The organism is Mycolicibacterium baixiangningiae, from assembly GCF_016313185.1.
GTDB classification, from domain to species: domain Bacteria; phylum Actinomycetota; class Actinomycetes; order Mycobacteriales; family Mycobacteriaceae; genus Mycobacterium; species Mycobacterium baixiangningiae.
In genome coordinates this window covers 1,491,981-1,510,634 of the sequence record NZ_CP066218.1, presented here as the reverse complement: position 1 = coordinate 1,510,634, position 18,654 = coordinate 1,491,981, and the positions used below count along the sequence as shown (strand labels likewise).

Genomic DNA, 18,654 nt, shown 5'->3' with positions numbered 1-18,654 from the left:
CCGTCGTTTTCCGTCATTCATCGCGCCAGGATGGCGCGGTCCGAACCGAGTCTAGCGACGGCTGAACCACGGCCCTTCCGGCGATTTCGCCCTGTGTCCACCCGGCTTGCACAGACTCTCAGCCCATGCTTAGAGAACTCTTCGTTATTTATTCGTGACATTTGAAGGGCAAATGTAAGCGGCGTGATGGCCTGCGCTAACACGCTATTCGCAAACCGGCCATGATCAAACCTCGAAATGTACTGAGCCGCGGGTTCTTACCTTTCCCCCGAAAAGTGAGCCGGAGATCACACCGCGACACGGCAGCAAATTCCCATGGATCGCCAAGTCCGACGCCGGCGGCGGTAGTGTCCCGCCGCCGCGCGCCGTCCGCGTCACCGACACCGGTCACCGCGCGTTCGCTGGGCACGCGGGATCCCGGCACACACCGCGTGCAGACCGTTATACGGCCACCAGCCGCAGCGCCTCTGCAGTCGCGGGCCCGACGACGCCGTCGACCCGCAGACCCGGTGTTCGGCGCTGGAATTCCCGGACGGCCTCCTCGGTCCGCGGGCCGTAAACGCCGTCGATGGCAAGGTGGCCGGCGTAGCCGCGGTAGGCGTGCTTCAGCCGTCGCTGCAACGCAGCGACCTGGATGTCGCGGCGGAGAACGTTCATGTCGATCGCTCCGGGATCCCATTTGCCCTGCGCCCGTCCCGCGTACTCCTTGTGGCCGATCGTGCGGGCGGCGCTGACACCGAGTCGGCGAGTGATGGCCGCGCACGAGCGCACCAGTGCGGAGTACTGGGCATCGGGCCAGTTCGTGCGGTGGGCGGCGGTGGGGCCGGTACCGCTGTTGGCGCATTCGATGCCGATTGTGTGCCAGTTCCCCGTATCGGCCGGCAGCCACGAGGTTCTCCCCGGGCCCGCATGCCAGGCCACCCCGACCGCGACTGTCGTCACCGTGCCGTCGCGCGCGATGTGCAGCTGTGACAGCGGCCCGGCCAGATCGGGACGGCCCTCGGCGATGGAGGCCGCGGTGGCGTGATCCGAGCCGGTGTGGTGGACCATCACCCCGCGGATGTCGCGGAGATCGCCGTGCCCCCGCCGTGACCAGCCCGGGTGCTCGACCACCGCGAGGCCGTCGGCGCGTAGGACGTCGGCGAGCCAGATCGGATCGCCGGTCCAGGGGGTTACTTGCCGCACACGTCGGGTGAATCGCCGCGTACCGGTGCCCCGGCGGGCACCGTGTAGGTGGCGACGACACCGGCGTCGTGGGGAGCTCCGTTGGCGACCCGATGGGCGAGCCCGGCGGGAATGAACACCGACTGCCCCGCCCCGTACGGCACGACGGCGCAGTCCGCGGCCGTCTGCAACTCGACCGCCCCGTCGGTGATCACCGAATACTCCGGACCGGGATGAGTGTGCCAACCACTGCTCGCGCCCGGGCGCATCTGCAGCTGCTGGACGAGCAGCGTGGTCTGCTGGCCGGCCGGCGTGGTGATGGACACCGCCGAATTCGTGGTCCCCTTCGCCAGATCGGTGCGCACCACGTCGCCTTCGGGCGGTGTCGCCACCGCGGAGGCGGGCAGCACACCCACACCGATCAGCGCGACCGAAACGGCCACCCCTGTTCGACGGACCTTCATCCTCGCTCCCCCTCGGACGTCAGCCGCCCGGCAGTGCGGGTGGCGGCGGCGCGGCAGGCACCGGAACCGCGGGAGGCGCGGGCGGCGGCGGCGGCGCGACGCCCACCCCGAGCACACGCAGCAGATCCGGCTTCATCGCCTGCAGCTGTGAGCCCCAGTATCCCCAACTGTGGGTGCCTTTCGGCGGGAAGTTGAAGATCGCGTTGTGTCCACCGGCAGCCAGGTACTTCTGCTGGAACTCCTTGTTGGTGGACAGCGTGATGTTCTCCAGGTATCCGGCGCTGAAGTTGCCACCGAAGTCGGTGCCGGTGTCGAGATCGGATGCCACCCCGCCGCCGCAGTAGACCCACAGCGCGGTGCCGTTGGCGGCCAGCCGGCCGACGTTGACCATCGGATCGTTTCGGCGCCAGGCGACGTCGCTGGTGGGCCCCCACATGTTCTGCGGGTTGAAGCCGCCCGCATCCTTCATCGCGAAGCCGATCAGCGTGGGCCACAGGCCTGCGGACGGGTTGAGGTAACCGGACAGCGACCCCGCGAAGATGAACTGCGTGGGGTACCAGGTCGCCAGGTTCAGCGCCGCTCCACCCGACATCGACAGTCCCACAACGGCATTGCCCCGCGGATCCTGTCCACGGTTGGCCGCCAGCCAGGCCGGCAGCTCCTGGGTCAGGAACGTCTCCCACTTGTAGGTCACCGTGCCCGCGCTGCCGGCGGCCGGCTGATACCAGTCGGCGTAGAAGCTCGACTGCCCGCCGACCGGCATCACGACCGAGACTCCGGACTCGTGGAACCACTCGAACGCCGCGGTGTTGATGTCCCACCCGTTGGCGTCCTCCTGGGCCCGCAGGCCGTCGAGAAGGTACACCGAATGCGGTCCACCGCCCTGGAATTGGACGCGGATGTTGCGCCCCATCGACGGCGAGGGCACATCGAGCGACTCGATGGGCAGCCCGTCGCGGGAGTACCCGGTCGCGCTCGGCGCGACCCTCAGTGACGCCGCCATCAATACCGCGAGCACCACCGCGCCCACGGTCCGTGTCCATCTCCACCCGCTGAATTGCTGCGCCACCGCTTCTCCACCCTCGTCTTCGGACGTCGGGGACGCTAACAGCGTGCGGCGCGTCCGCCGCGGCGCAGCGCGGGCCTTGACCCGCTTGTTATCAAGCCTTGCGGAGACTGTGAGGTTCGGGCTCCACCGTGCCGGTGAGGCCGAGGTCGCCCAGCGCCTGGCTGACGACGTCCCGCAGCGCCTCCTTGGTATTCGTGCCACCGGGTCGCCACGCCGCCACGGTGGCAGAGACCAGGCCGCCCAGGCGGCACGAGCCGAGGAACAGCAGCCCGCCCGACTTGTCGAGGATGGTGGTGGTGATCTTGGGTTCGACGATGCGCGGCGCCATGAAGGCCGCGTCCGTCCCGTCCGGTCGGTTCACCGCGGGATCGAGATCGCCGAGATTCGAGCACCCGATGGGGGCGCCACGCTCGACGATCATCGACTCCAACCGCCGGACGAGCAGTCGCGGTGTCAGCGGCGTCAACGGCAGCGGTTCGAGCAGTTCGTTGGGCTTCTCCCGCAGCGCGGCGAATTCGCGTTTCATGGTGGCGCGCAGTTCGGTCAGGTCGGTGGTGACCCGCACGGGGTCGGCCTTCATCCGCGCCTCGGTCAGCGCGTTACCCCGGGTGTCGCCCTCAACGCGTTCGCTGACGGGATAGGACAGCGTGACCATCCCGGCGTCGTCGGTGCGGCCCAACAGGTAGCCGATGCGTGCGGCGAAGCCGGCCAGTAGCGAATTGCTGTTGCCGCCCAACTCTTTTGCGCGCGCATCCCATCCGTCGATACCGACCAGCGCCAGCACGCAGGGCGCCACCACGGTCCGCGCCTCGCCTGTGATCGTTCGGGCGCGCGCCGAGGACATCGACGACGCCAGTTCGTCGCGTTGTGATCGGGCCACCCGGACGGTGGCGGCGACGGCCCGCCCCATGTCGGGGATGGCGCGCACGGCCTCGCGGGCGTCTTCGGCCATTGCTTGGCTACGGCTGCGCGACGACGGCAGCGGATATCCGAGGTCTCGCCGCACCCCGGTGGCGGCGTCGGTCACCGCACCGCAGATGGCCAGCCCGTCGCCGGTGGTGTGGGACACCACCAGGCTGACCGCCGCGCCGCCGCCGATCAGCGGCTGCACCCCGAGATGCCACTGCGGTCCGTGTTCGGGGTCGATGGGCAGGCCGGCCCGCTCGTCGGCCCAGGTCCACACGTCGTGGCGCGGACGGTCGTCGGCGGCGATGTCGAGGTTGGCGGGCCCGGTGTCCGCCACCCAGCGGTGCCGCCCGAACGGCAGGGGCGAGGGTTCGACGCGCCGCCCCAGCAGGCCGTGGCCCAGGTTGCGGTGGAACCGGCGCAGGCCGTCGATGTCGACGGGGCGGTCGTAGATCCAGGTGAACTGGATGAGTGGCCCCCGGCCGAGCGCCCGCAGCCCGAGAAACGATGCCTGGTCGATGTAGGCGAGCGTGTTGTCCACCTACGTCACTCTAATGACGGCGTCACTCTCATCCCGGCCGCCGCCGATCAGTTGAGCCAGCACTCCCCCCGGCCGCTGAAGCGGTCGACGGACACCGGCCGGTCCATGACGGCGGCGTACTGCTGATCGAAGGCCGGCAGCAGCGCGCGGTTGAGGGTCTCCAGATGGTCCTGCCACGCCCGCAGTTCGGGTCCGCGGGCCTGCAGCTCGTCGAGCACGGCACGCTCGTCGATGGACGTCAGGAGCCCCTCCTGCAACACAATTCGTCCGTCGACCATCACGGTGTCGATCGATGAACCGTTCTCCGAGTACACCAGATGCAACTCCGGCTTGTTGCGCGGCGTGAACGCCAGCGAATTCATGTCGTAGAACACCAGATCCGCGCGCTTGCCCACTTCGATGCTGCCGACGGTGCCGCCCAGCCGCGCCGAGCGCGCGCCGCCGAGCGTGCCCGCGGTGAGCACCTCCTGCGCCGTCGGCCACTGCCGGTAGTCGGGACCGGTGACCTTGTGCAACAGGGCGGCCGCCTTGACCGCTTCGGACATCCGCGCGGTGTCACTGCTCGACATCCCGTCGGTTCCGATACCGAGGTTCACCCCCGCGTCGAGGTACTTGCGCCAGGGGGCGATACCGGAGCCGAGCTTGAGGTTCGAGATCGGGTTGTGCGACACCGACGCCCGCCTGTCGGCGAGCACCGCCACGTCGGAGTCGGTCATCCAGATACCGTGCGCCATCGTCACGCGTTCGCCCAGCACGCCCAGCGCGTCGAGGTACTCGACCATGGTCTTGCCGTAGAACTCCGCGCCCGTCACCGCCTGGGTGCGTGTCTCGAGCACGTGGATGTGGAACTCGAGGTCGTAGGTCGCGGCGATGTCATCGATGCCGACCAGCAGTTCCGGGGTGCACCGCTGCGGCGCCGACGGGCCCAGCATGAAGCGCAACCGGCCGCCGGCGTAGTCCGCGTACCGCTGCGCGGATTCGCTTGCGTACGAGAGGTACTCGTCGCCCCGCAGGACGGTCAGCGCGTCGAGTTCCCGGCGCAGGTCGGGGTCGAGCGCGTCAGCCAGGAACGGGAAGTGCGCGGCGAACGGCCGGTCCATCACGTGCCCGGAGATGTTGGCGCGAATCCCGATGTCGCGGTACGCCTCGAACACCGCGGCGAGTTGATCCTCGGTCTGCCCCGGGACCTCGAGCACGTCGTCGACGAGCGTGGTGACGCCGTTGCGCAGCGATTCGATGGCGACGAGCTGCGACCGCAACCGGATGAGGTCGGGTGACAGCGGCGCCAGGCCAAGCACCGGATACGACAGCAGCATCCAGTGCTCGAGCGGCAGGTTGTCCAGCCGCGCCCGGAACAGCCCCTCCCACGAATGGGTGTGCGCGTTGACATAGCCGGGTACCACCAGGCGGTCCCGGCCGCTCAGCACCACATCGCCGGGCTCCGGGTCGAGAGTCGCTGCAACCGCGACGATCTCACCGTCGCGTACCCGGATGGACCGTTCGACGGGGGTGGCCCCGGTCGCTCCGTCCATGGTCAGGACGGTGGCCTTCTCGATCAGGTACGTCTCACTCATTTTCGGAGCTGCCCGACCTTCTCCAGCGCGAGGTAGGTGGTGGCCGAGACGAGGCCACCGGCGAGCCACGACAGGTCGATGCCACCCATGGCGTTCGAGATCGGACCCTGCAGCAGCGGCGTCATGCCGTACATGAACATCCAGGTGAAGACGATGCCGACACCGAGCGCCACCAGCGCGGTCGGCCGTACCGCCGGCAGCAGGCCCGCTTCGGGCGGGGCCACGAGCGCCTCGGCGTCGATCTGCTTGCGTGCGATGACGAACCAGTGCGTCAGCATCACCCCGGCCCACGGGGAAAGCCAGCCGACGATGCCGATGAGCCAGGCGTCGATGGTCGAGGCGAAGTCACCGTTGAGTACGAAGACCACGACCACCGCCATGGCGACCACGCCGATGACGACGTTGAGGATCCGGCGGTCGATGCGGATGTCGAGCGCCTGGGTGGACACCGTGCAGGTGTAGATGTTGAGGATGTTGGTGGCCAGCGGTCCGTGTACGACGAGCAGCAGGACGGGGATGGCGAGCACGCCGTAGGCGTCGACGATGATCTCACCCGGATCCGACGACGAGCTGAGCGTCGCGAGCGTCGCGCCGAGTGCGCCGAGCCAGACCACCGGGATGAACTGGCCCAGAGCGCTGGCGAGGAACAGTTTGCGCGCGGGCACCGTGGTGGACACGAACCGCGAGTAGTCGCCTGCGTACCCGAACCAGGTGATCCCCCAGCCGATTCCGATGGCGGTCATCACCGCGGACAGGGCTGCGATGTGCTGTCCGGTGGTCAGCGTCGGATCGCCGGTGTAACCCCATTCGACGTCGAGGCCGAACCAGGCCACCGCGGTCATCGCGACCAGGACCGCCACGGTCGGCGGCACCGTCCAGCGTTCGAACGTCGCGATCACGCGGTAGCCGAACCACGCGATCACCACCTGGATGACCATGATGATGGCGGCCACCGCGATTCGGGGGCCGTGTGCGGCGCTGTCGGGGTCGACGAGCCCGATGCGGCCGAGCAGGGCGATCACCAGATCGAGCACGATCCACGTGTTCACCGCGCACCAGCCCATGCACAGCAGCGCCTGCACCGCGGCGGGCACATAGGCGCCACGGCGGCCGAAGACCGCGCGCGCCAACACCATTCCGGTCACGCCGGTGCGCTGACCGATGACCACGAAGATGCCGAACAGCGCCATCCCGATCAGGTTGCCGACCGCCAGCACAGCAATGGTCTCGAACAGGCCGAGGCCCATCGTGACGCCCAGTGCGCCGAGCACCCAGTTGATGGGGGCGATGTTGGCACCGGCCCAGATCCAGAACTGGCCGCGGACGTCGGTCGTCCGCGCGGATTCCGGGATCACGGTGAGTTCGGATTCAGCCTGCTCGGTGGCGTCGGGGACTGGTTCGCCGGTGGTGACAGCGGACATGGCGGTTCCTGTTCGTCGAAGAAGGGCGCTTCGCGACGTTGCGTTGCATTCATCCTGAGCGCTGAAGCCACGGAATGGTGATAGACATTCTGTCGATAGTTTTACCTAGGACATATAGTTTCTGCTCACTATGGAGCGCGCATGCTGCCGTCCCAGACCTCACTGAGCCTGCGGGACATCCTCGATGACCCGGCGATGGCGGCCGCGCGACCGCAGGTGCTGGCCGGCTGGGGGCGGCTCGACACCGAGATCCGCTGGGTGCACACCAGCGAGGTTCTCGACATCGCGGAACTGCTCAGCGGCGGCGAACTGCTTCTCGTGGCGGGTGTGATCCTCAGCGATTCCGGCCCCGAGCAGCTCCGCGCCTACATCGACTCGCTCGCCGACGCCGGGGCCGCGGGTCTGGCCGTCGAGCGGCCCCGGACCGGAACGTTCCCCGCCGCGCTGACCGCCCAGGCAGCCGTCCGCGACTTCCCGCTGATCGAGCTGACCGAGGTGGTCCGCTTCGTCGAGGTAACCCGCGCCATCAACAGCCGGCTGGTCAACGAGTCGGTGCGCGCGCTGCACTTCAACGACGAGGTCACCCACATGCTCGCCGGGGTGCTGGCGGCCCAGGGCGACCTGGACGACATGGTGTCGGGACTGAGTGCGCTCAGCGGCTGCTCGATCGCGGTGCGCTCGGTGTCGGGGGCGGTGCTGGCCGCCACGGATGTCGAGGGCGCCCGCCCCCGCAGCTACGGCCACGTCGCGGCGATCGAGTCCGCCGGTGTCACGATCGCGACGCTCGAGGTGCTGCCCCGGCCGGGCGTGGACCTCCAGATGGTCACCGCGGTGTGCCGGCGCGCACCCGAATCGTTGGCGCTGGCACTGCTGCGCTGGCGGCCGCTGACCCGGTCCGATCAGCATCTGCGGGAGGTGTTCCGGTTGCTGGCGCTGGCCGAGGACACCACCAGGCCGGCGGTTCTGCGCGCCGACACCGAGTCGGCGCTGCGCAGAGCCGCCCGCGATCTGGGCTTCGCGCCCGGCGGCTGGTATGTCGGCGTGGTCGCGATCAGCGTCGACGAACCGATTCAGGTGGCCGAGCTCTCGGCGGTGCTGCGTCGTGACGACCGGCCGGTGCTCTCGGAGATCCGCGACGGGCGCCATCGGTCGATCGTCCGGTTCGACGGCCGCCAGGACGCCGATACGGTGATCGACACCCTTGTCTCCCAACTCTATTCGTCACCGTTGCCGCGGGCCCTGCGGATCGGTGTCGGCGAACCGCGGCGTGACCTCCCGGAACTCGCCGAGGCGATGTCGACCGCGGCGACGGCCGCCCTGTTGTCCTCGGAGACGGAGTTCGTCGGGCTGGCCCGTGATGTCGCGATCGATCACTTCCTGTCCGAGGTGGATTCGGCGGCCGTGGACCGCTTTCTGCACTCGGTTCTTGGTCCCCTGCTCACCGCCGAGCGGTCGACCGAACTCATCGCCACGTTGGCGGCACTGTTCCGCACCGGATCGCGGGTGGCGGCGGCCAAGGCACTCAACATCCACCGGCAGACGATGTACCAGCGCATCAGCCGGATCGAGACGATCATGGGTCGGCCGCTCGGCGACGGCAGCGGATCGACGGGCGCACTGTTGGTGGCGGTGGAGTTGGCGGCGGTGCGGGACCGGCTGGGACGACGGCGCTGACTCGTCGCGCGATCACCGCGGAGGTGTTCAAATGAGGGGCATGCGCATGTTCGCGAAGCTCGCCGCCGCCGCACTCCTGGCCGCCGCCGCTGTCGGGACACCTGTCGCCTCGGCCCAACCCGGACTGGTCGCACCGCCGGACTTCGTCTCGCTCAGCGACGTCGACCCGTCGATCGTGCTGGACATCCGGTACATCACCCCGCACAACTTCACCGGCGACCCGGTCGACGGCTACCAGGCTCCGCTCTGCCTCCTCGCCCGTCCGGCGGCCGAGGCGCTGCGACGCGCACAGCAGGAGTTCACCGCCCAGGGTTACTCGTTGAAGGTCTACGACTGCTACCGGCCGCAGCGCGCCGTCAACGACTTCGCCGCGTGGGCGAACAACCTGCCCGACCAACGGATGAAGGCCGAGTTCTATCCGCGCGTGGACAAGACGCAACTGGTTGCCGACGGATACATCGCCGAGAAGTCGGGCCACAGCCGCGGCAGCACAGTCGATCTCACCCTTGTCGCACTACCGCTGCCGGCCAGGCCGGAACCCGTGTACATGCCCGGGTTCCCGTTGGTGGACTGCACCGCCCCGAACAGCGAACGCTTCGTGGACTACTCGATCGACATGGGCACCGGCTACGACTGCTTCGACACGCTGTCGCACACCCTTGACCCGCGAATCCAGGGTGAGCAGCTGAAGAACCGGCTGCTGCTGAAGGAGGGGCTCGAGAAGCAGGGGCTGGAGAGCTACGAGAGCGAATGGTGGCACTTCACGTACAAGCCCGAGATGTACCCGGACACCTACTTCGACTTCCCGGTCGCACCTGTTGCGGCCCAGTGAGTCTCGAGCAGTCCCGCGACCGCGCCGCGATAGATCAGGTCTCGGGCGACCCGATGGCGTGCAGGTGTTCGACCGTCGCGGCGCGTCCCCGACCGATGTGGTCCAGCATCGCTTCTTCAGCAACTCTGGCCTCTCTCGCCTCGAGAGCGAGGGTGACGGCTTCGTGGTCGGCTACGGACTGGTGTCGGCGCTGTACGAACCAAATGGCTTGGTAGGGCACGCCATTCCAGAGTCGTTCGATGAAGTCGTCCAACAACGCCGAGTGCGCCGACGCGTACACCATGCGATGCCATCGCGCGTTGAGTTCGACTACGTCGGCGAAGCGCGGCGGATCGCCGTCCACGACCAGGCGGAACTCCTCCTGCAACTCGCGAATGCTCTTCAGCTCGGCGGCGGTTGCACTGGCGGCTGCCAGCTTGGTCGCCAGCGGCTCGAGTGTCTGACGAAGCAGGTAGACCTCTTCGGCGCGCTGTATGGAGTAACGCGTCACGACGTGGCCGTGGTGACGCTTGTACTCGACCAGTCCGTTGGCCTGCAGCATGCGCAGCGCTTCCCGGATGGGCGTCAGGCTCATCTGGAGTTCCTCGGACAGGCTGGCCAACGTCAGCTTGGCCCCGCCCGGCAATTGACCGCGTTCGATCAATCGGCGGATGGCGATGAATGCCTCTTCCGCCTTGGTCGTCGGGAGGGGCTCGGGTGGGGTGGCCATCGCTTCCTCTCGACCGGCACCGTTGATGTCAACGTGACGGTACCGCGATCGGCGTGATCGGGCCTCCGCCCGTGAGCACCTGGACCACATTCTCGACTGCCAATTCTGCCATCCGTGTCCGCGTTTCGACGGTCGCCGACCCGAGATGTGGTGCGAGCAGCACGTTGGCAAGACCACGCAGGGCCGGATGCACATCGGGTTCGTGTTCGTACACATCGAGGCCGGCGCCGGCGATGACTCCCGTCGCGAGGGCGTTTACCAGCGCGCTTTCGTCGACGATGGGCCCGCGGGCGGTGTTGATCAGGTACGACCTGGCCTTCATACGGTGGAGGGCCGCGGCATCGATCAGGTGGCGGGTGTCGGCGGTCAGCGGGCAGTGCAGGGACACGACGTCGGACGTGGCGAGCAGTTCCTCGAGTGGGACCCGGCGGCCGATGACGCCAGGGTGTTCGCGACGTGCGTGATAGACGACATTCATGCCGAAGGCCGTCGCCCGCTCCGCCACCGCCCGACCGATGTGACCCATACCGATGATCCCGAGTCGTTTCCGCTGCAGACCGGTGCCGAGCATGAAGCCGATGTCCCACGACCAGGACTGGCCTGAGCGGATCAGCCGGTCTCCCTCGGAGACTCGGCGGGTGACGTCGAGCAGCAGGGCCATGGTCAGGTCGGCCGTCGCATCGACGAGTACACCGGGAGTGTTGGTCGCGGTGGCACCGTGCCGCGCGATGGCGGCGACGTCGAGGTTGTCATAACCCACTGCGGTGTTGGCGACGACGCGCAGTTGGGTGCCTGCGGCGGTCAGCACCGAGTCGTCGATGCGGTCGTTGAGCATGCTCACGACTGCGGCTGCGCCGCGGACGGCGTCGCACAGCTCGTCGGCGGTGAGGGGGCGGTCGTGCGGGGACACCCACACGTCGCCGAGCTCGGCCAGCGGTGCCAGCGTGGCGGGTGGCAAACCTCGAGTGACGACGATCTTCATCGGACGCCCGCCAGAATTGCCCTGGCGCGTCGGGCGATCGGGTAGTCGACGAAGGTCCCGTCGGGGAGTCTGATCGACGAGACACCGTCGGCTTCCGCTGCGGTGAAAGCCACGTCTACCGCCCGCGCCCATTCGATTTCAGCCGGGGTCGCCGCGAAGGCGCCGGCGACTCCGGAAACCTGCGACGGGTGGATGACCTGCTTGCCGCTGAAGCCGAGCATGCGGGCTCGGCGGGCCGAGCGTACAAGGCCGTCGGCATCGCTGAGGTCGAGATAGGGTCCGTCCACCGGCGGCGGACAGTGCGCCGCGGCCGCGGCGAGCACCAGTTGGGACCGTGCGAACAAGAATTCCTCCCCGTCGGCGGTGGGGGTGATGCCGAGTTCACGAGACAGGTCCGCGGGACCGAACGCCAATGTGTGCACCCTGGCATCGGCCGCAGCGATCGCGCGCGCTTCGAAAATGCCTGCCGCCGTTTCGATCAGAGGGATGATGCCGATTCGGCCGATATCGGCGCCAGCAGCCTGTTCCGCCCGGGCCAACAGCTCTGCTGCGCGCCGAATCCCGTCGGGTTCGGCACTCATCGGGACGATGACGAGATCGATGCGGTGTAGCGCGGGTTCCAGGGCGGCCACGTCGTCGTCGGCGAAGCCGCTGTCCATCGCATTGATCCGCACGCAGATCACGGGGCCGCCCTCAGCGGGCAGCGTGGGCAATGCGGAGACGACAGCGTCCCGGGCCACGGCCTTCTGCGATACCGCGACCGCATCTTCGAGATCGATCGCCACACCGTCGGCCGCGCTGGCGACTGCCTTCGCGATCCGGTCGGGGCGATCGCCCGGCACGAACAGCAGCGTGCGAAGCAGGGGTAGTGCTGACGTCATACGGCAGCTCGATTCCACGAGTTCAGGCGTGATGCCACGAAAGCGCCCAACGCGTACAAATCGGTTGCGGCATCGGCGATGCTGCCGCTGAGGGGTCGCACGTCGACAGCCCCTAGTCCACGCAGCGCCGCGGCGCCGTCGGAATGGACGCGTCCGCCGAACACCACCACGGGAAGGCGACTGGGGCGGGCGGCGGCGATCACGCCGGAGACGACTTTGCCCTCAGTTGAGGACAGGTCGACGGTGCCCTCGCCGGTGACAGCCAGGTTCGCCGACGCGGCGGCTTCTCGCCAATCCGTCAGCGAGAGGACGAGTTCGATGCCGGACTCGATGGTGGCTCCCATCGCGAGCAGCATGGCGCCGATCCCGCCCGCTGCCCCGGCGCCGGGATGATCGGCGATCGCAGCAGGGTGCCCGAGCCCGGCCAGCCGGCGCTCCAGCTCCACCACGTCGGCGGGGGACGCACCCTTCTGTGGGCCGAATACCGCTGCGGCACCATGTTCCCCGAGTAACGGGTTGCGAACGTCGGAGGCGACCCGAACGGGGATGGGCAGCCCCGCCAGCACGTGCCGCATTCCCACGCCGCCGTCCACGGTCGCCACCCCGCCAACGCCCAGGACGAGTTCCCGCACGTCGGGGTCGGCGCCGATGTGTGCGACCAGCTCGCCGAGGCCGCGGCTCGATGCCACGAACGGGTCCAGTTCCTCGGCGGTGAGCAAGGTGAGCCCGATGGCCTGGGCACTTTCGGTGACGGCGCGACCGTCCGGGAGGACGAGGTAGTGCGCCGAGGTCGGACGCCCTAGTGGGTCGGCGACGGTGACGTAGCGCAGTTCGCCGCCGAGCCGATGTCGGAGCACGTCGACCAGGCCCTCGCCGCCGTCGGACAGCGGCACGGTCCTGACGGCGACCTCGGGGCGCGTCGCGGTGATGCCTGCGGCGACGGCCGCGGCGGCGTCGGCCGCCGACAGACAGCCCTTGAGGCTGTCCGGCGAGATGATGACGGTCGGTCGGTCCATCAGTCGGCGTACCAGTTCGGCAGGTCGTCCTGCAGGTCGACCCACACGGACTTGATCCGGGTGTAGTGCTCCATCACGGCTTGGCCGCCCTCGCGTCCGTATCCGGACTGCTTGTAGCCGCCGAAGGGAACGAGGTGGTTGATCGTGCGGGTGGTGTTGACCCAGATCAGGCCGGCGGCGATACCGGCCGCGACGCGGTGGGCGCGGGTCACGTCTCGCGTCCACACCGATCCGGCCAGGCCGTACTCAGTGTCGTTGGCCTTGGCGACGGCGTCGGCTTCGTCGGTGAAGGTCATGACTCCGGTTACCGGTCCGAAGATCTCCTCGCGGATCATCTTCATGTCGCGGTTGACGCCGTCCAGGATGGTCGGCGAGTAGTAGTAGCCGTCAGCCAGCGGCGGCTCGGTGGGACGGGTTCCGCCGCAGATCAGCTGCGCGCCCTCCTGGGTGCCGCTGGCAACGTACCCGGCGATCCGCTCCCGATGCTGAGCGGAGATCTGGGCGCCCATCTGGGTTCGTTCGGACAGGGGGTCGCCCACGCGGATGCTACGTGCCAACGACGCGAATCGATCCAAGAATTCGTCATGGATGCTGTCCTGCACGAAGATTCGCGATGCCGCCTGGCACGTCTGCCCGGCAGCGGAGAAGATGCCGTAGGCCGTGCGATGCACCGCGGCGTCGAGGTCGGCGTCGGCGAAGATCACCGTGGGGGACTTGCCGCCGAGCTCGAAGGTGACGAGCTTGAGGTCGTTGGCCGCGGTGGCGGCGATCTGCCTGCCCACTTCGGTCGAGCCGGTGAAGGCGATCTTGTCGACATCCGGGTGGGCGACCAGCGCGGCGCCGGCCTCCTCACCGACTCCGGTGACCACGTTGAAGACGCCGTCGGGCAGCCCGACCTCGGCAACGAGCTGAGCGAACACCACAGCGGACACCGAGGTCTCCTCGGCGGGCTTGAGGATGATCGTGTTGCCGCCCGCCAGCGCGGGCGACAGCTTCCAGGCCAGCATGAGCAGCGGTGAGTTCCAGGGCACGATCGCGCCGACGACGCCGACCGGCTCGCGGCGGGTGTAGCTGAAGGCCGTGGCCGCCTGGGGATGGGTTTCACCGAGGGTGGTCTGGCATACGCCGGCGAAGTACTCGAAATAGCGCACTACAGCGTCGATCTCGGCCCGAACCTCGCGTACCGGCTTGCCGTTGTCGCGGGATTCGATGATGGTGAGCTGGTCGCGATGCCGGTCGACGACGGCCGCGATCTTCATCAGGAAGCGGCCGCGGTCGGCAGCTGAGACTGCGGCCCACGGTCCCTCGAAGGCAGCGCGCGCCGCCCGCACGGCACGGTCGACGTCTTCGGTGCCTGACCGGGGCAGCTTCGCCCACACCCGGCCTGTGCGCGGTTCGTAGGAATCGAAGGTCGCTCCGTCGACGGCGGCGGTCGGTGATCCGGCGACGAACATGGAGAGGTCGGCGAAGTCCGAGCTGGCAGCGGGGTCCGCCAGCGTGCTGATGTCGGTGGGGCGGCTCGTGGTGGCGGTCATGACTGGGCCTCCTGCGGCAGTAGAACGGGTTTGATTTCCTGAAAGCTCTGCATCCGCGTCATCACCGAATCGATGTCGGCGAGCGGATAGCGACCGCTGATCAGGCGGTCGAACGGTAGCCGACCCGCGTACCGTTCGAGAATGGTGAGGGCGGTGCGGTAGTGCGAGAGGTCACCGGAGAAGGACCCGATGACGTTGAGGTTCTTCTTCGTGATGGTGCCGGGAGCGATGGCGGTGGTGCCTGCCCCGAGTTGGCCGACGACCAGGTAGCGGCCGTCCGGTCCGGCCATCTCCACGCCCTCGGCGAATGCGGCGGGATGGCCGGAGAACTCGGCGACCAGATCCGCGCCGAGTCCGCCGGTGGCGTCCCTGATCATCGCCAGGCGATCGCTTGGATCCGGATGTGCGGCAAGGGAGATCACCTCGTCGGCGCCGAATTCGGTCGCGATCTCCAGGCGTGCGTCGGGGGCACCCACGGTGATGACCCGGCCGGCGCCCCCCTGGGCGAACAATCCCGTGGCGAGGATGCCGAGGGGCCCTGCACCCTGAACGACGACGGTGTGTTCGGGTCCTACCCGGCCGGCTTGTTCGACCGCGTTGACCACCGAACGCAATGCGCAACTCGCCATGCTGGCGAGGTCGTCGGGAACGCCGTCTGGCACCCGGAGTCGGCCCGACCCCGGCAGCACGTAGGAGTGCTGGGCCAGCCCGCCGAGCAGGTTGGGCCACTGGTCCATGGTGGCCTGACCGTAGGGGATCTTGTTGCGGCACAGCGTCGGACGCTTCCTGGCGCACATGACGCAGCGGCCGCAGACGGCGTGCGTCCACAGGATGCGGTCACCGATCCGTAGCGGTTGCCCGGCCGAGTCGACGTCGGCGCCGTCCCCGATCGCGATGATTCGGCCGACCATCTCGTGGCCGAGGATCAACGGCAGCTCAACCGGGATGGCCAAAGTGCCCTCCCAGCAGTGCACGTCGGTACCGCACAGCGAGCAGGCCACGATCTCGACCAGCAGGCCGCCCGCCTCCACGGTCTGCGGGACGGCGACTTCCTCGAGCTTCAGCGGTTCACCGAATCCCCGGACGACGGCCGCCCGCGTGTATTCCGGCAGTGTCGTCGACTTCATCGCTGCACCTCAACCGGGGCGTCGAGGGTGACGATCACGGGGGCAGTGGCGCGGACTTTGCCCCACACCGCCATGACGAGGCAGCTCACCACGCACACCCCGGCGATGTACGTCGCGATCGGCCACGTCGCGCCATCGCTTCGGATCAGCAGCGCTGCGGCGATGAGCGGGGTGAAGCCGCCGACGATGGCGGCCCCGAGCTGGTACCCCAGCGATGCGCCGGTGAACCGGACCTTGGTGTCGAACAGCGCCGAGAAGTAGCTTGCCTGCGCGGCGTACATGAGCGAGTGTCCGACGGCCAGGCCGACGATCAGCGCGAGCCACAGCGCCGGCCCGGAGTCGGTGCCGGCGAGCCAGAAGAACGGGAACGCGAAGAGGACCATGAAGCCGGCACCCGCCATGTAGACGGTCCGCGTCCCGATCCTGTCGGCGAGCACTCCGAACGCCCCGATGGTGATGATGGCGACGACGGACGCGATCAGGATGCCGTTGCGTGCGGTCGATTCCCCGGCACCACTCTTGGCCAGCGTCAGCGCAAAGACGGTGATCAGGTAGAAGGTGCAGGTCTCCGCGGCCTTGGCCGCGAAGGTGACAAAGATCCCGCGCCGACCGGTGCGGAATGCCTCCACCAGCGGGATGCGCTTCTTCTCCTGCTCCGGTTCGATCGACCGGGCAGCGATGGCCGCGGCGAACTCGGGCGACTCGGTGATCGCTCGCCGAAGCCAGAGCCCGACGAGCATCAACACGGCGCCGAGAATGAACGGGATTCGCCAGCCCCAGCTCTTGAACTGATCATCGGGAAGCATCATGAAGGCGCCGAGCACCAGACTTGCGAGTACGAGCCCAGCGTAGATACCCATCTGCGGGCAACTGCCGTAGAAGCCGCGGCGGCCCTCCGGGGCATGCTCGATGGTCATGATGGACGCGCCGCCCCACTCGCCGCCGTGTGCCAGGCCCTGCAGGACGCGCAGCGTGACCAGCAGGATGGGCGCCGCGGTGCCGATCGAGTCGTAGGTGGGAAGCAACCCGATTCCGACGGTCGACACGCCCATCAGGGCGAGCGTCGCGATCAGCACGCTCTTGCGGCCGACCTTGTCCCCGAAGTGGCCGGCGATGATTCCGCCGATCGGACGGGCCACGAATCCGACGCCGAAGGTCGCCAGCGCGAGCAGGGTGCCCACGGCCGGGTCGTCACTGTGGAAGAACAGGGTGCCGAAGATCGTCGCGGACAGTGCGCCGTAGAGGTAGAAGTCGTAGAACTCGAGCATCGAGCCGATGCCGCTGGCCAGCGCCACGCGCCTGACCAGTCGTTCGTTGGGCGCTGTCGACGCCGTATTGGTGGTCATGGTCGTCCTTGGGTCGTCGAGATGGGTTGGCGGGTGCGGCCGATGACGCCGGCCTCGGTGAGTTCGTCCAAAACGGCCTGCGGGTAGGCCAATTGGTCGCGCAGGATGTCGTCGTTGTGTTCGCCGAGCACGGGGCCCGGACCGTTGATGCGGCCGGGTGTTCGCGACAGCTGGGCGATCAAGCCCTGCATGCGCATCGCGCCGAGGGTGGGGTGGTCGACGGTGACGATGCTGCCGCGCTCGGTGAAGTGCGGATCGGCGGCGATGTCGGCCGCGCTGTACACCGGGCCGGCGGTGGCCCCGACAGCATCGAACGCCGCCAGCACGTCGGCGTTGTCACGGTCTCCGACCCATGTCGCGATCGACTCGTCGATCTCGTCTCGGTGCGCAATCCGCCCGGATATGTCGGAGAACCATTCGGCCTCGGCAAGATCCGGCCGCTCGACGACCCGCATGATGCGCTGCGCGGTGGACGTGGTCGCACCCGACAGCGCGATCCACCGGCCGTCGCGGGTCTGGAAGCATTCCCGGGGGACGTTGAAACCCGTTCGGCTGCCCTGACGGGTCGGAAGCGTGCCGAGCTGGTCGTAGGCCGACGTCTGTGCGCCGAGGATCCAGAACAGCGGTTCGTAGATGGACAGGTCGACGATCTGGCCCTGACCCGTGGCCTCCGCGTGGCGCAACGCCACCATCGTCGCGAAGGCTCCGGCGAGTGCGGCGACGCCGTCAGCCAGCGGCCACTGCGGGAGCACCGGGGGGCCGTCGGCGGCGCCGTTGGTATCGGCGAACCCGGACATCGCCTCGGCGATGGTGCCGAACCCCGGGCGGGAACTGTAGGGGCCCGTCTGCCCGAAGCCGGACACGCGGACCACGACCAGCTTCGGGTTGGCGGCGAGCAGGTCCTGGGGGTCCAGGCCCCACTTCTCCAAGGTGCCCGGCCGGAAGTTCTCGACGAACACGTCCGCATCGGCCAGCAGTCTGCGCATCACGTCGGCACCGCGCGGATCGGACAGCGCGAGGCTGATGTCGCGCTTGTTCCTGCCGACCAGCGCCCACCAGAGCGACTCGCCGTCCTTGCGCCATTCCCACTGCCGCAGCCCATCACCACGCGGATGCTCGACCTTGATCACGTCGGCGCCGAAATCACCGAGCAAGGTTGCGACCATCGGGCCCGCGTAAATCGTGGCCGCGTCGACGACGCGCACCCCCTGGAGGGGTGGACTCTCACCGGACGGGGTTGTATCAAACATTTGATTAAATTAGCGCGCTGTGATGCCGCGCACAAGTCCGTAGCCGCTGTGTTGCGTCATGTGGGCGGCATGACGGCGTGCATGACGGGTCTCGACACCGACGCCCTGCTGAACACCGGCGGCGTAATCGTGCTGACCCGCCTCCATCGTCGACGAGATGGGG

16 protein-coding genes are annotated in these 18,654 nt (G+C 68.4%); 2 read left to right on the top strand and 14 right to left on the bottom strand.

Annotated features, from left to right (window positions below; genetic code table 11):
* Positions 1-441 precede the first annotated feature (441 nt).
* From I7X18_RS07115 to I7X18_RS07090, 6 genes are all read right to left on the bottom strand, one after another.
* A complete protein-coding gene (locus I7X18_RS07115; RefSeq protein ID WP_193047778.1) occupies positions 442-1,185 on the bottom strand; it encodes a peptidoglycan recognition protein family protein in 744 nt (247 codons plus the stop codon).
* On the bottom strand, positions 1,173-1,628 hold the full coding sequence (locus I7X18_RS07110; protein ID WP_193047779.1) for a cupin domain-containing protein: 456 nt from the start codon (positions 1,626-1,628) through the stop codon (positions 1,173-1,175). Before I7X18_RS07110 ends, I7X18_RS07115 begins: the two co-directional genes overlap by 13 nt.
* Before the next feature lie 19 nt (positions 1,629-1,647).
* Entirely contained in the window at positions 1,648-2,697 is a 1,050-nt protein-coding gene (locus tag I7X18_RS07105; protein WP_193047780.1) for an esterase family protein, read from the bottom strand.
* A gap of 91 nt (positions 2,698-2,788) precedes the next feature.
* Positions 2,789-4,144 carry a hypothetical protein gene (locus I7X18_RS07100; RefSeq protein WP_193047781.1) on the bottom strand — a complete coding sequence of 452 codons (1,356 nt, stop codon included), beginning with the start codon at positions 4,142-4,144 and terminating at the stop codon, positions 2,789-2,791.
* Positions 4,145-4,191: 47 nt separating this feature from the next.
* Positions 4,192-5,718: an amidohydrolase family protein gene (locus tag I7X18_RS07095; RefSeq protein ID WP_193047782.1), complete on the bottom strand. Its 1,527-nt coding sequence runs from the start codon at positions 5,716-5,718 to the stop codon at positions 4,192-4,194.
* Positions 5,715-7,139: a cytosine permease gene (locus I7X18_RS07090; protein ID WP_193047783.1), complete on the bottom strand. Its 1,425-nt coding sequence runs from the start codon at positions 7,137-7,139 to the stop codon at positions 5,715-5,717. The genes I7X18_RS07095 and I7X18_RS07090 overlap by 4 nt, the downstream gene beginning before the upstream one ends.
* A gap of 141 nt (positions 7,140-7,280) precedes the next feature.
* Here I7X18_RS07090 and I7X18_RS07085 point away from each other — a divergent pair, with 141 nt between their 5' ends.
* Positions 7,281-8,813, top strand: a complete 1,533-nt coding sequence (locus I7X18_RS07085) for a helix-turn-helix domain-containing protein (protein WP_193047784.1) — start codon at positions 7,281-7,283, stop codon at positions 8,811-8,813.
* Between the two features lie 31 nt (positions 8,814-8,844).
* A complete protein-coding gene (locus I7X18_RS07080; protein WP_226864232.1) occupies positions 8,845-9,645 on the top strand; it encodes a M15 family metallopeptidase in 801 nt (266 codons plus the stop codon).
* Between the two features lie 34 nt (positions 9,646-9,679).
* Here the strand turns inward: I7X18_RS07080 and I7X18_RS07075 are convergent, their stop codons facing one another.
* From I7X18_RS07075 to I7X18_RS07040, 8 genes are read right to left on the bottom strand one after another with little or no spacing between them, the layout of a single operon-like run.
* Entirely contained in the window at positions 9,680-10,354 is a 675-nt protein-coding gene (locus I7X18_RS07075) for a GntR family transcriptional regulator (protein WP_193047785.1), read from the bottom strand.
* A gap of 28 nt (positions 10,355-10,382) precedes the next feature.
* On the bottom strand, positions 10,383-11,336 hold the full coding sequence (locus tag I7X18_RS07070) for a 2-hydroxyacid dehydrogenase (protein WP_193047786.1): 954 nt from the start codon (positions 11,334-11,336) through the stop codon (positions 10,383-10,385).
* Complete coding sequence (locus tag I7X18_RS07065; protein WP_193047787.1) at positions 11,333-12,217, bottom strand: HpcH/HpaI aldolase/citrate lyase family protein; 885 nt, start codon at positions 12,215-12,217, stop codon at positions 11,333-11,335. The genes I7X18_RS07070 and I7X18_RS07065 overlap by 4 nt, the downstream gene beginning before the upstream one ends.
* Positions 12,214-13,233 (bottom strand): glycerate kinase family protein, encoded by a 1,020-nt coding sequence (locus I7X18_RS07060; RefSeq protein WP_193047788.1) that lies wholly within the window; start codon positions 13,231-13,233, stop codon positions 12,214-12,216. Before I7X18_RS07060 ends, I7X18_RS07065 begins: the two co-directional genes overlap by 4 nt.
* Positions 13,233-14,768: an aldehyde dehydrogenase gene (locus I7X18_RS07055; RefSeq protein WP_193047789.1), complete on the bottom strand. Its 1,536-nt coding sequence runs from the start codon at positions 14,766-14,768 to the stop codon at positions 13,233-13,235. Before I7X18_RS07055 ends, I7X18_RS07060 begins: the two co-directional genes overlap by 1 nt.
* Positions 14,765-15,895: a zinc-binding dehydrogenase gene (locus I7X18_RS07050; protein ID WP_193047790.1), complete on the bottom strand. Its 1,131-nt coding sequence runs from the start codon at positions 15,893-15,895 to the stop codon at positions 14,765-14,767. The genes I7X18_RS07055 and I7X18_RS07050 overlap by 4 nt, the downstream gene beginning before the upstream one ends.
* The gene (locus I7X18_RS07045; RefSeq protein ID WP_193047791.1) at positions 15,892-17,241 is read right to left on the bottom strand and encodes an MFS transporter; all 1,350 of its coding nucleotides are present in this window, start codon (positions 17,239-17,241) and stop codon (positions 15,892-15,894) included. Before I7X18_RS07045 ends, I7X18_RS07050 begins: the two co-directional genes overlap by 4 nt.
* Positions 17,238-18,491, bottom strand: coding sequence for a CaiB/BaiF CoA transferase family protein (locus I7X18_RS07040; RefSeq protein WP_193047792.1), 1,254 nt, complete (start codon positions 18,489-18,491; stop codon positions 17,238-17,240). The genes I7X18_RS07045 and I7X18_RS07040 overlap by 4 nt, the downstream gene beginning before the upstream one ends.
* Positions 18,492-18,654: the final 163 nt, after the last annotated feature.

Excerpts from the sequence above, each read along its gene's own strand:
- I7X18_RS07110 (WP_193047779.1), bottom strand. The coding sequence starts at position 1,628 with ATGAAGGTCCGTCGAACAGGGGTGGCCGTTTCGGTCGCGCTGATCGGT.
- I7X18_RS07095 (WP_193047782.1), bottom strand. The coding sequence starts at position 5,718 with ATGAGTGAGACGTACCTGATCGAGAAGGCCACCGTCCTGACCATGGAC.
- I7X18_RS07090 (WP_193047783.1), bottom strand. The coding sequence starts at position 7,139 with ATGTCCGCTGTCACCACCGGCGAACCAGTCCCCGACGCCACCGAGCAG.
- I7X18_RS07085 (WP_193047784.1), top strand. The coding sequence starts at position 7,281 with ATGCTGCCGTCCCAGACCTCACTGAGCCTGCGGGACATCCTCGATGAC.
- I7X18_RS07080 (WP_226864232.1), top strand. The coding sequence starts at position 8,845 with ATGAGGGGCATGCGCATGTTCGCGAAGCTCGCCGCCGCCGCACTCCTG.
- I7X18_RS07075 (WP_193047785.1), bottom strand. The coding sequence starts at position 10,354 with ATGGCCACCCCACCCGAGCCCCTCCCGACGACCAAGGCGGAAGAGGCA.
- I7X18_RS07070 (WP_193047786.1), bottom strand. The coding sequence starts at position 11,336 with ATGAAGATCGTCGTCACTCGAGGTTTGCCACCCGCCACGCTGGCACCG.
- I7X18_RS07065 (WP_193047787.1), bottom strand. The coding sequence starts at position 12,217 with ATGACGTCAGCACTACCCCTGCTTCGCACGCTGCTGTTCGTGCCGGGC.
- I7X18_RS07060 (WP_193047788.1), bottom strand. The coding sequence starts at position 13,233 with ATGGACCGACCGACCGTCATCATCTCGCCGGACAGCCTCAAGGGCTGT.
- I7X18_RS07055 (WP_193047789.1), bottom strand. The coding sequence starts at position 14,768 with ATGACCGCCACCACGAGCCGCCCCACCGACATCAGCACGCTGGCGGAC.
- I7X18_RS07050 (WP_193047790.1), bottom strand. The coding sequence starts at position 15,895 with ATGAAGTCGACGACACTGCCGGAATACACGCGGGCGGCCGTCGTCCGG.
- I7X18_RS07045 (WP_193047791.1), bottom strand. The coding sequence starts at position 17,241 with ATGACCACCAATACGGCGTCGACAGCGCCCAACGAACGACTGGTCAGG.
- I7X18_RS07040 (WP_193047792.1), bottom strand. The coding sequence starts at position 18,491 with ATGTTTGATACAACCCCGTCCGGTGAGAGTCCACCCCTCCAGGGGGTG.